The following is an 11,686-nucleotide window of genomic DNA, read 5'->3' as shown; positions in this document are numbered from 1 at the left end:
CGTTCGCGCTTTGGGGTGTGGGGCTTAAGTGTCCCTTCGCGCCGGTCCTACGAGGAGCGTGCGAGTTTCCTGGCCCTTGAGTTCTTGCCTGCCATCCGCAGCATATCGACAGTCAGCACCAGCAGGGCCAGCCACACCACACCGAAGCCGATCCAGCGGCTGGCGGTCATGGCTTCCTGGAACACCACCAGCGCCACGATGAACTGCAGGAGCGGGGCAACATACTGCAGCAGCCCGATGGTGGTCATGGGCAGCCGGCGGGCCGACGCACCGAAGAACAGCAGCGGCACCGCGGTGATCACGCCGGAGGCCACGAGGAGCCAGAAGTGTCCGGGGCCCTGGCTGGCCAGGGTGGCCGAGCCGCTGACGCCGAGGAACACCATGGTGGCCGCCGCGATCGGTGCCAGCACGATGGTCTCCACGCTGAGGCTGGTCACCGCGTCCGCCTTCGGCCCAACGCGCTTCTTCACGAACCCGTACAGCCCGAAGCTGAAGGCCAGGGTCAGGGCGATCCACGGCAGTTTGCCGTAGCTCACGGTCAGCACGCCTACTGCCACAAACCCGATTCCGACGGCGGCCCACTGGAGGGGACGCAGCTTCTCCTTGAGGACGAACACACCCAGGAGGACCGAGACCAAGGGGTTGATGAAGTAGCCCAGCGAGGCTTCGACGGCCTGGCCGGTGGTGACGCCGTAGGTATAGGTCAGCCAGTTCACCGCAATGAGGGCCGCGGCGATGGCGAGGGTGCCGAACACCGAACGGTCGCGGAACGCTGCGGCCAGCGCACGCCAGGACCGCGTGACCGTGACCAGGAGGACGCAGAAAATCAGGGACCACACCACGCGGTTGGCCACGATCTCCACCGCACCGGCGGGCATCAGCGCGAAGAAGTACAGCGGGAGCAGCCCCCACAACCCGTACGCGCCGAAACCGAACAGGACTCCCGCCGTCGTCTCCTTGTCCACAGCCTTGGGGCCTGCTGGCGCGGTAACGGCGGTTGTGGGTAAGGCAGTAGTTTCAGGGGGCGTAGGCACCTAACCATTAACACCAGTTGCTGGACGCGTATTCCAGTCAAGAGTCAGTACGCTTTCCTTCATGGAACCGAAGACCCCGCAGGTTGCCGTCCCGTGAGGCTCCGCCGCAGCAACGCGAACGGCCGCGGCTACCGTCGCGTGCCCGCCGGAACGGGGTTCAGCTACCGGGACCTGGACGGCTCCACGCTGCCGCCGGGGCCGGTCCGGGACCGGCTGGAAAGCATCGGAATCCCGCCGGCCTGGACCGACGTCTGGATTGCGCCGTTCGACAACGGGCACATCCAGGCGACCGGCCTCGATGCGGTGGGCCGGCTGCAGTACATCTACCACCCCGCCTGGCGCGAACGGAAGGACCGCGTGAAGTTCGACCGCGTCCTGCAGCTGGCCGAGTCGCTGCCCACCGCCCGCCGGCTGGTCACCCTGGACCTGCGCAGCGACGGTCCCAGCCGTGAACGCGTCCTGGCGGCGGCCTTCCGGATGCTGGACAGCGGGTCCCTGCGCGTGGGGTCCGAGCGCTACACCAACGAGAACGGCAGCCGCGGCCTGGCCACGCTCCTGTGTGCGCATGTCCACGTCCGGAAGGAGTGCCTGGAGCTGAAGTTCCCGGCCAAGAGCGGCAAGGACTGGGAGTCGGAAATTTACGACGCCGACCTGGCCGCCCTGGTGCGGACGCTTAAGCGCCGCGGTGGAAATGCCAGGCTCCTGGCGTTCAAGGAGGGCCGGACCTGGCGGCCGGTCACCAGCGCGGACATCAATGCCTACGTCAAGGAGCGGACGGGCCTGGACTTCACCGCCAAAGACTTCCGCACGCTGCACGGGACGGTGGCCGCCGCCGTCAGCCTGGCGCGCAGCGGCCCGCAACCGACCGTTGCCGCGCGGAAGGGCGCCATCAGCGTGGCCATGCTGGAGGCTGCTGCGGTGCTGGGGAACACACCGTCGATCGCCCGGAAAAGCTATGTTGATCCCCGGCTGCTGGACCACTTCGCCGCGGGGGAGACCATTGACCCCAAACGCCTGGACTCCGCGGAAGCCGAGCTCCGGGCCCTGCTGTACCGGGAAGGCGACGTGGTGCCGCTGCGCCAGGGCGGCTGAGGCCCGCCGTTGCTGCCGGTTGTTGTGGCCGCCTGCTCAGCCCGTTTGCTCGGCGTACACAACGTAGTTCTCGGTGGCGCCGGCGTCGTTCAGCTGGAAGCACGTCACCAGCACCAGCCGCCCGGGCACGGCAGCCCAGAGGTCGTCCCGCTGCCCGAGACTGGTCTTCGCATAGCCGGCCGCCCCCGTGACCGTGTATCTCGTGACGCCCTCCGGCGTGGTGACCAGCACCGCATCCCCGGGCTGTGCCCGGCCCGTGCCGGCCTGGATGTCCATCAGACCGTTGAAGGCCGAGTAGCCGAGGTTCCAGGAGTGGGCGGCCAGGTAAGTGGTGTTGGTGGCCGCTGAACCGGCCGGTCCGTAGTCGCTGATCCAGTAGGCGAATCCATTGGACGGCGGGTTGACCCGGCGGTCGGCCGGGAGGGCCATCGGCAACACGGGAATGTCCATGCCGAGCCGCGGCAGTTGCACCCGCACTGGCTGGCCCGGCCCAGCAGGTGTCCGGGCCAGTTCCCGGCCGGCCAGCGCCTCAGCCTCTGCCGGCGTCTCCACCACAAGCGGGGCGCCGCCGCCTGCCGTTGTGGCGGCGGAGTCGGGCAGCTGCGGCGCAGATTCCGTGGCCTGCCCGGGGACTGCCAGCAGCGGCTGGGCTCCCGTCAGGAGCGGGATTCCGTACACCAGCACCACGGAAAGGCCCAGCCCGGTCAGGCCGACGGCGGCAAGGTTACGGAAGCGGCGGCGCCTGCGGGCCGCGGATGTGGGGGCCCGTCGCATTTACCCGAAGCGTCCGTTGACGTAGTCGCTGGTGCGCTGGTCCTGCGGGTACTGGAACATGGCGTCAGTGGGGCCGTGCTCAACGATCGCCCCGGGCGCGTTGTGTGCCGCCAGGAAGAAGGCACACGTGTCCGAGATACGCGCGGCCTGCTGCATGTTGTGGGTGACGATGACAATCGTGACAAGTCCCCGCAGCGACGCGATGGTCTCCTCGACGCGGCGGGTGGACGTGGGGTCCAGCGCCGAGCATGGCTCGTCCATCAGCAGCACCCGCGGGGAAACCGCCAGGGAACGGGCGATGCACAGCCGCTGCTGCTGGCCGCCTGACAGTCCGCCGCCGGGCTGGTGCAGCCGGTCCTTGACCTCGTCCCACAGGGATGCCTTGCGGAGTGAATCCTCCACCAGGAAGTCCTTCTCCAGCCGGCTGGCCTTGATGCCGGCGAGCTTCAGCCCTGCGACGGTATTTTCGTAGATGGACATGGCCGGGAAGGGGTTGGCTTTCTGGAAGACCATGCCGATGTTGCGGCGCGCCAGGGTCACCCGCCGGCCCGGATCGTAGATGTCGGCCCCGTCGAGCAGGACCTGCCCCGCCAGCGACGCGGTTGGCACCATTTCGTGCATCCGGTTGAGGATCCGCAGGAACGTGGACTTGCCGCAGCCCGAAGGGCCGATCAGTGCCGTGACCTGTCCCGCTTCCATGGTCAGCGAGACGCGGTCCAGGACTTTGCGCTCGCCGAACCAGGCACTGACCGCCTTGGCGTCGAGCTCGGCCGCCTCGCTCCCGGCGAACGGATCCGGGAAGCCCTCGCCCTCGGGCGGATCGAACACGGCCAGTGCGTGGCCGGAGGATGATTGCGTGGTCATCAGGGTTCCTTCTGTGGAGATTTTCACTAAAGCAGGTTGGGCAGCAGGAGGCTGACCTGCGTACCGGTCAGGACTGACAGCGCGCCGAGCATCGGCAGGAAGACCAGCCAGGTCTCCCGTTGACCCCAGCGGTACCACGACCAGACGGCGGCCATGGCGGCCAGGATCAGCAGTTCCAGGCATACCAGGAGTCCCACCAGGTCCGAGGTGTCAGATCCCAGGGGCAGCTCGGCGGCTTCCAGGGATGCAGGATAGAGGACCGGCGCGGTCTTCGGGAAAGCCTTGGACAGCAGCTTGGCGTCGACCCGCAGGACGCCGTCGGGAAGGAAGGCGGCCCCGGCTGCGGTGGTCAGGGTCAGGCGCCCTTCGTCACCGGTGGGGATGGACGGGCCGGGGTCACCGGCGCGGCGATGGCCCATTACTTCGAACTCGGCCACTCCCAGCCCGGTGGTCACGGTGAACCGCTCGCCCGGTGCGAGGCGGGTCAGCTGGCCCAAGGGGCCACCGTAGGCGGCGGCCCTGCCCATCAGGACGCTTGTGCCGCTCTGCCCCGGCAGGGGAGTGTCCCGCCGGTGGCCGACGCCGTCCATCAGTTCCCGGGATGTGGTTCCCTCCACCACCGTTTCCTGGATGTCCAGTGCGGGAATCGAAAGCAGGGCCAGCGGTGTCCCCGGGGCCACCAATGCGCCCGTGTGGTCCGTCTGGCCGAGCGGTGCGGAGCCTTCCGCCAGGCCGGTCCGGAGCTCTTCAAACAGCCGGGTCTGCGTGGTGGAGTGCTGCACCTGCGAGATGATCACAATGTTGATGATCTGGCCGAAGAGGATCACCGAGACCATCGCCAGACCCAGCGAAATCGCCTTGTTAGTGTGCGACGGCGGGAGCCTGACGGGGGTGGCCCGGCGCCTGTTCCGTGCCGTACGGCGGAGCCACGCGAGCGCGCCGCGGTGCAGGAAACGGGGGTCGGTCTGGCGCCGGTCCGTGAGTGTCGCGGTCATGCTTTGGTGCCGCGCTTACTCCCCGCACGCCTGGCCAGGGCGCCGGCCGTCAGTGGCGGGACGAGGACCAGAAGGCCCACGAGGCCGCCGATGATCAGCAGGAGGTTCTGCGGTTGTCCCCAGCCGCGGCTGGAGGCCAGCGTGGTGGTGACAGGCGTCAACTGCCCGGCGACGCCGCTGGCGGCCCCGGCGGCTACCGCTGTACACGTGCCGCTGTCGGGGTCACAGGCTGCCGCTTCGCTGGCCGGATCGACGGCAGCCGCTCCGGCGTCGGCCAGGTCCGTCACTTCGGCGGTGCCGGCCGGAACTTCGGCTCCTGCTGCGGCCGGGGCCCCTGCCGGGCCCTGGTTGACGGCCGCGTCGGCACCGCGCCAGGGCACCTGGCAGGCAGCGTCGCAGGCCTTGTCGAACGGTGCACTCCGCACGAGTTGGTTGGCCGAAGGTGAGTCGCCCGGCTTGAACGTGGGGTTGTTGCAGGCGGGCGCCGAACCGCCGGACACACTGTCGCGGGTCTGATCCATCTTGCGGATGGTGTCCTGGTCCACGCCCGGAATCTTGCGGATCTGCTCCATCCCGGCCAGGACCAGGTTCATGGGCAGCGGCGAGTATCCGAGTTGGCCCATGGGACGCTGGCCCTCGCACAAGGCGTAGTTCGCAAAGAAGCCCAGGGTGGCTCCCTGCGCCGGGTTCAGGGCATTGGTGGCCTGGGTCGGGACGATCATGTACGAGTACGCCGACATGGGATACGTGCGGGGGTCCTTGTAGCCGTACACCTTGGAGAGGTCCTGGGAAAGGTAGTTCGCTGACCCCTTGTCCTGGTTGATGCTCGCCTGGGTCAGGGCCACGGCCACTGCGTGCTCAGTGGGCAGCGTGTAGAAGCCGGCAGCGTTCTTGACCTGTGCCACCGGAAAGCCGATGCCCTGGGCGTAGGAGTACTCGTCGTAGTTGATGGTGAACTGGTTGTTCGCCGAGTACGTGGTGACGCCCTGGGACCCGTTTTGTGCCACGAAGTTCTTGAGCCCCTGGGTGGGGTAGAAGGACGTGGCGTGCTGCGGATCGCAGCCGGTGACGGCGCACAGCTTGGCGTAGTCGGCAGGATACTGGCGCAGCAGCCAGAGCGTGAACTGGGCTGTGGCGCCGGAGCCGTCAGAGCGGACCACCACGTTGATGGTGGCGTCAGGCAGGGCAACGCCGGGGTTGTCGGCGGTGATGATCGGATCGTTCCAGCGGGTGACCTGGCCCGTGAAGACCTTGGCGATGGCCGGCTGCGAGAGTTTGAGGCTGGTCATCCGTGAGCTGCCGGCCTTCAGGTTGTACATAAAAGCGGTACCGCCGGCAACCACGGGTAGCATGCCGTAGGCGAAGCCGGGCATGCTGTTGTCGCGCGGGTCGGCGGTGTCCCCGGTGTAGGGGATTTCCGAGACGGCGAACTGCTTCATCTGGTCGGCGAATTCCTTGCGCCCAGTGGAGGAACCCTTGTTCTCGTAGTCCACGGTCACGCCCTGGGCGCCGACCCGTGCAATCCAGTCCTGCAGCGCGTTGCCCGCCCAGGAAGATCCGGAGCCGCCGATGCGCAGGTAGTTGGCCGCCTGGGCAGGCGCCAGGCCAGCCAGCACCATACCGAGTGACAGCAGGATTCCCAGGACCGCCGGAACGGTCCGTCGCTTGGAAAGGGGGCGGATCATGGTTTCTCCTGCATGTTGTCGGTAGGTGCTGCGCCCAGGCTCGCCAGCATCTGGGCGTGGTTGCGTTCAATGCGGGGCAGGTCGCGCCGGGACCTGGCGGCCGCGCGCCGTGCCTGGCCCTGTGTCTGCTTGCCGGCGTCCTGGCCGCCGATGATGCGGGCGATGATGAACAACACCAGGACCACGAACAGCAGGAACGCCGCGGTGGCGAAGCCGCGAGCCACCATCTCCGGCACCGGGGAGCGGACGTAGTCCAGGGCAGCCAGGGGAAGCGGTGTCTGTGGGCCGGAGAACGGATTGGCATTCATCACACCGGTAAAGCCGGACGTCAGCAGGACCGGCGCTGTCTCCCCGATGCCGTGGGCGGTGGCCAGGATGACGCCGGTGGTCAGGCCGGAGCGGACTGTGGGCAGCACAATGTGCCACACCACGCGCCATTGGCCGGCGCCCAGGGCCAGGCCTGCCTCGCGCAGGTTTCCGGGCACCAGCCGGAGGACGACGTCGGCCGAGCGGATCATGATCGGCAGCATCAGGACGGTGATGGCCAGCGAAGCGGCAAAACCATTGGTCTGATGCGTGATGGCCATAACCACCGCCGCGTAGATGAACAGGCCCGCCACAACGGACGGCAACGCCGTCATTGCTTCCACGACTGTGCGCACGATGCGGGCCAGGCGCCCGCCCACCTCGTTGAGGAATACCGCCGTCGTCATTCCCAGCGGAATGGTGATGGCCAGGGCGATGCCGATCTGTTCCAGCGTTCCCACCAGGGCATGCAGCACGCCGCCCTGGTCCAGGCCGGACAAGGGCCCGGCGCCGGTCATGTCAGTGGTGAAGAAGTTGAGGTGGAACAGCGCTTCCTGGCCGCGGGCGAACGTGAACATGACCACCAGGCCAAGGGTGCCGGCGACGGCGGCGCCCGCCGAGCTGAGCAGGACCGTCACCAGTCCGTTGCGGACTGCCGGAGCCGGCTGCCGCAGGTGTATCAGGGCGGTATACAGCAGCAGGAACCAGAGGTAGGAAACGATGAACAGCCAGCCCAGGGGGATCAGTCCCAGGGCCACGGTCAGCAGGAGTCCCATGGCCAGCCCGCCGGCGGCCGCGCCGGCCAGAGACAGGACGTGGTTGCGCCCAACGCCAAGCCGTACCCGGACTTCGTCCGGGGCGCCCGGAGTGTTGGACAGCTGCGGCAGCTCAGTGGCGGGGCGGCGTGGCCCGGGATCGGCAGGCAGATCGGTCACCTCGAAGGTGGCGGGTCCGTCGTCGGTGGTAGTCATGGTCAGCCCTCGCTTTCTGCGCCGGACCGGGACCTCGCCATGATGGCTGAGGCCGTGATGTTGACCAGCATGGTGATCACGAACAGCGTCAGTCCTGCGGCCATCAGCGCGCTCATCGCAGATTCGTTGGATTCGGAGTACTTCAGGGCAATCATGGCGGCGATCGAGTTGGCGCCCTTTTCCAGGACATGGAAATTGATCGCATAGACCGGGCTGATGATCAGGTAGATGGCGATGGTTTCGCCGAGCGCCCGTCCCAGCCCGAGCATGGTGCCGCCGATGATGCCGCCGCGGCCGAAGGGCAGCACCACGGTGCGGATCATCCCCAGCCGCGTGGCGCCCAGGGCGTAGGCGCCCTCACGCTCACCCGTTGGTGCGCGCCGAAAGGACTCCGTCATGATGGAGGTCTGGATCGGGACGATCATCATGGCCACCACGAGTCCGGCGATGAAGGCGGAGGCCGTGAACGGCACGGTGTCCCGCAGCGGACTGCCTGGATCAACGCCGTCCACCTGCAGGAACGGTATCCAGCCGAACCACGTGGACAGCCACTTGCTGAAGTCCACCACGTTGGGCTGCAGCATGTAGGCGCCCCATAGGCCGAAGACCACCGACGGCACGGCGGCCAGGAGGTCAATCAGGCTGGTGAGTGCCTTCTGCATCCAGCCGGTGGCGACTTCGGTGATGAACAGCGCTGTCCCCAGGGCCAGCGGCATAGCGACGGCCAAGGCGACCGTGGCGATCTGCACCGTGCCCCACAGAACAGCGGCGATGCCGAAGTCGTTGGTTTCCGGCGCCCAGTTCTGGGTGGTCAGGAATTTTCCCAGCCCCACCTCGCTGATGGCGCCGACGCCGTTGCCGGCCAGGAAGAGGCCCACCAGGACCATGATGGCCAGGACGATTCCGCCGCCGATCCGGGTGACGGTCCGGAACAGGTAGTCCTGTTGTTCCAACTGCTGGTGCAATGTGCGGGGAGTATCCTGCGCTTCATCGGCGCGGGAACGGGGCAGTACCGTGCTCATCGACGCCGTCCCCGTGCCAGCAGCGGCGCGGCGGCGGCGCTTGCGACTGCCGCCACGAGGCCGATCACCAGCGTGTACTGGGGCCAGGCGCTGCCGGTGGCCGCGGTCCGGCTGGGCACCGCAGCGGCGGCCGCGGGGGCAGCCGCAGGTGCTGCCGCCGGGACGACTTCTGCTGCGGCAGCGGCCGGTGCGGCCGGTGCCAGGACTGCGGGCACCACGTTTTCACCTGACACGGACTCCATCGGCATCAGGTCGGTGGTGGCGGCCGCGGCTTGCTGTGGCCCTTGGATTCCCTGCAGGGTCTGGATGCCGGCGGCGGCCAGCTGCAGCAGCGCCGGTGTGAGTGGCGCGTAGCCAGGTGGCAGCATCCCGCTCCGGAAGCCGGTCTTCTGGCCTTCGGTGCTGATGTACGAGAAAAGCTGGGCGAACGTTGCGGCCTGGGACTGGCTGACGGAGGCAAGGTTCACCACGCCGTAGATCGGCAGGGTCAACGGATACGCGGTGGTGTAGTCCTGGACGCTGGCCGGTCGCATGGCGCCGGGGGTGCCGGTGGCTTCGAACCGGCCGGCTGCTGCCTGAAGGCTGCTGGTGGTGGCGCCAATGCACTGCGAACCGCTGACGTTGCACAGCTGCGCGGTGGGCAGTTGGAACTTCGCTGCCGAGGCCGCGTCCGTAATGGACAGGACGCTGCGGCTGCCGTAGCCCTGACGCGCGACGGATTTGTACGCGGGCGGGCTGCAGTCGGCGCACCAGGAGGTGGTGGACGCCGGCTGGGCGCGCACGGTGTTCTGGGCCGCCGCGGCCATGTCCTGGACGCGGGAATACTGGTCGCCTACGGTCAGGGCCGGCTCGGCGATGGAACCATCGCCGGCCATAACGGCCTGCTTCTGTGCCCAGTAGACCTGCGGGTACGCGGCCCCTTCGGAGGGGTAGGACTGGCGGGCGTAAGTGAACCCGTCAGGAGTTTTGGTCTCGGCGACCTTCCGGGCGGCCTGCTGGTCCAGTTCGGTGGCCTTCTCCTGGCATTCGCTGTAGGTCCGCGTCGAGTAGAACGGGTTGATGGTCATGCCGGACGGATCTGGGCAACCGTTCAGGAAGGCCCGGGAATCCTTGTCGTTGAGCAGCCAGTCCCAGACAGCGGACGCGGCATCGGAGCGCAGGCCCTCCACCACGGGTGGGCTGAGGTTGCCGGACGAACCCAGGCCCTTCGGATTCAGGGCCCTGAACTCCGGATCATTCTGGATGGAATACGTCATCGGCTGGCCATAGGCCGTGGTGCCGGGCTTCGTGAAGGGGGCCTCAACGGCGGAAGCCGGGGCAGTGTGCTGCACGTAGCTCTGCGTGAGCAGCTTGGCCAGCAGCCTGGCATTGAGTTTCAGGTCGCGCACCAGACCCGAGCTGCGTGCCTTGTCGGCCTCCCACTCTGCCTTGTCCTGGTAACCGCAGTCGGCCAGCGTGTATTGCGTGAACGCTGCCGTGCAGGCATTGTCAATGGTCATGGCGACCACCACCCCGGCCAGCGCCGTCGGCACATAGAGGGCGTTGAGGTCACCGGCGGCGGGGCGGGTGATGAAAGCGAGGGTGTCGGGCTGCTGCAGCTGGGTGCGGGCCTGCAGATCCGCCAGCGGAGAAAAGCCCAGCGTGAACTTCTTGGTGTCGCACACGGCGGGGATCCAGGACTTCATTGCCGCACTGAGGGCTTCGGAGCCCACGCTGAGGGTTGCCGCCTGATCGGTGGGGCAAACTGCGGCGACGTCCTGGAAGTGGAGCGGGACCTGCAGGCGCATCGCCCACAGGCTGGGGGAGAGGGGTCCGGCCGGCAGAATGGCGTCCATCGCGGCTGTCCGCGGTACGGCAACCAACCAGCATTTGGCCACGCTGGGTGCATCCGGGCGGTAGCCGCAGCCCATTCCGGAGGCTTCTGCGCCGCTCTGAACCTCGAAGGTGCGCGAGCCTGCGCCCTGTTCGGAGGACATAAAGCGGGAGAACTCGTTCGTGCTGGTCCGGCTGAAGAAGGGGTTGCGGTATTCGCTGAGGTTGAACCCGTCCGTGATCCGCGTTTCTTCACCGGTGACAGCCAGGAAGGGGGCCGGAAGGTTCATGGTGGGGGATGACGGATCCGGGGCTTCCCAGTCCCCGCCGCGGACCAGGGGATCGTTCAGCAGTGAACGCTGGTGGGCCGTGCTGGAAATATCGCCGTCAAGTCCGGTCGCGCCGAACTGGCAGGTGGAGGGGTCCGGTTCGGTGGCCGCGGGGTCAGGCTTGTTGTCCGTGCCCGGTTTGCCCCAGCACTGGAACACCTGCAGATAGGACGTGCTGGCACCATTGCTGCCGGTGGTGGGATCCGCGCCGGTGAAGCTGACGGCCACTGACTGGTTCTGCAGGTTCCTGGTCTGGGAGACGCTCACGGACAGGCCGCCCAGCCCGTTGCCCGGGCCGAAGGCACGGGTCGCCGAATCGCGCAGCCGCTGATCGACGTCGTCGTACGTCTTCCCGGCAGTGTGCGGCAGCTGCTGCTGGTTTCCGCGGTGAACCGTGCTCTCGGGGGCATTGTCAGTGTTGTCCCACGTGACGGTCGCCGAGGTGTCGCTGACCATGGAGCCGCGCGGCCCCCAGTCGGAGCCCGGAACGGTCGGATCTGCCGAGCTGGGCGGAAGCGAGACCAGCAGGAGGGCGCCCACAGCGGCCGCAGCGGCCAAAGGGGAAGCCCACCGCGCGCCGTGTCGCTGGCGGGGCCTAGCGCCGGCCTGTCGGGTATTCCATGGAAGCGGCATGAATTCTTTCTTTTCATTATTCCGGGTCGGTCATCAAACCTGCGGGCCGATTGTTCAGACCTGTCAGTGGAAGGTCCAGCCGGGTGGCAGCGGAAGCTGCTGGACTATTATTTCTCGAAATCGCCCCGGATCCGCTGTGGCTTGACTAAGGAGGGATTTCCGGGAGGTG

Annotated in this window: 9 protein-coding genes; 1 reads left to right on the top strand and 8 read right to left on the bottom strand. The window is 67.6% G+C overall.

The window, feature by feature from the left end; translation table 11 throughout:
- Positions 1–47: 47 nt before the first annotated feature.
- Positions 48–965 carry an EamA family transporter RarD gene (rarD, locus tag ACX80V_RS19895; protein ID WP_485844597.1) on the bottom strand — a complete coding sequence of 306 codons (918 nt, stop codon included), beginning with the start codon at positions 963–965 and terminating at the stop codon, positions 48–50.
- Between the two features lie 162 nt (positions 966–1,127).
- Between rarD and ACX80V_RS19890 the strand changes: the two genes are divergently transcribed.
- Positions 1,128–2,126 carry a DNA topoisomerase IB gene (locus ACX80V_RS19890; protein ID WP_485844596.1) on the top strand — a complete coding sequence of 333 codons (999 nt, stop codon included), beginning with the start codon at positions 1,128–1,130 and terminating at the stop codon, positions 2,124–2,126.
- A 36-nt stretch (positions 2,127–2,162) separates the two neighbouring features.
- Here the strand turns inward: ACX80V_RS19890 and ACX80V_RS19885 are convergent, their stop codons facing one another.
- Genes ACX80V_RS19885 through ACX80V_RS19855 form a run of 7 tightly spaced genes read right to left on the bottom strand, consistent with a single transcriptional unit; the run spans position 2,163 to position 11,442 of the window.
- Positions 2,163–2,900, bottom strand: coding sequence for a class F sortase (locus ACX80V_RS19885; RefSeq protein WP_485844595.1), 738 nt, complete (start codon positions 2,898–2,900; stop codon positions 2,163–2,165).
- Positions 2,901–3,764 carry a phosphate ABC transporter ATP-binding protein gene (locus ACX80V_RS19880; protein WP_083510445.1) on the bottom strand — a complete coding sequence of 288 codons (864 nt, stop codon included), beginning with the start codon at positions 3,762–3,764 and terminating at the stop codon, positions 2,901–2,903.
- Between the two features lie 26 nt (positions 3,765–3,790).
- Complete coding sequence (locus ACX80V_RS19875) at positions 3,791–4,759, bottom strand: sortase (protein WP_485844594.1); 969 nt, start codon at positions 4,757–4,759, stop codon at positions 3,791–3,793.
- A complete protein-coding gene (locus ACX80V_RS19870) occupies positions 4,756–6,444 on the bottom strand; it encodes a substrate-binding domain-containing protein (RefSeq protein ID WP_485844593.1) in 1,689 nt (562 codons plus the stop codon). Before ACX80V_RS19870 ends, ACX80V_RS19875 begins: the two co-directional genes overlap by 4 nt.
- Complete coding sequence (locus ACX80V_RS19865; protein ID WP_485844592.1) at positions 6,441–7,721, bottom strand: PstA family ABC transporter permease; 1,281 nt, start codon at positions 7,719–7,721, stop codon at positions 6,441–6,443. The genes ACX80V_RS19870 and ACX80V_RS19865 overlap by 4 nt, the downstream gene beginning before the upstream one ends.
- Positions 7,722–7,723: 2 nt before the next feature.
- Positions 7,724–8,743 (bottom strand): phosphate ABC transporter permease subunit PstC, encoded by a 1,020-nt coding sequence (pstC, locus tag ACX80V_RS19860; RefSeq protein ID WP_083510447.1) that lies wholly within the window; start codon positions 8,741–8,743, stop codon positions 7,724–7,726.
- A complete protein-coding gene (locus tag ACX80V_RS19855; RefSeq protein ID WP_485844591.1) occupies positions 8,740–11,442 on the bottom strand; it encodes a hypothetical protein in 2,703 nt (900 codons plus the stop codon). Before ACX80V_RS19855 ends, pstC begins: the two co-directional genes overlap by 4 nt.
- Positions 11,443–11,686 lie beyond the last annotated feature (244 nt).

It is taken from the genome of Pseudarthrobacter arbutini (assembly GCF_054510915.1).
This window is presented reverse-complemented; position numbering and strand designations above follow the sequence as displayed.

Coding starts and splice junctions, on each gene's coding strand:
- ACX80V_RS19885 (WP_485844595.1), bottom strand. CDS start 2,900: ATGCGACGGGCCCCCACATCCGCGGCCCGCAGGCGCCGCCGCTTCCGT.
- ACX80V_RS19880 (WP_083510445.1), bottom strand. CDS start 3,764: ATGACCACGCAATCATCCTCCGGCCACGCACTGGCCGTGTTCGATCCG.
- ACX80V_RS19875 (WP_485844594.1), bottom strand. CDS start 4,759: ATGACCGCGACACTCACGGACCGGCGCCAGACCGACCCCCGTTTCCTG.
- ACX80V_RS19870 (WP_485844593.1), bottom strand. CDS start 6,444: ATGATCCGCCCCCTTTCCAAGCGACGGACCGTTCCGGCGGTCCTGGGA.
- ACX80V_RS19865 (WP_485844592.1), bottom strand. CDS start 7,721: ATGACTACCACCGACGACGGACCCGCCACCTTCGAGGTGACCGATCTG.
- pstC (WP_083510447.1), bottom strand. CDS start 8,743: ATGAGCACGGTACTGCCCCGTTCCCGCGCCGATGAAGCGCAGGATACT.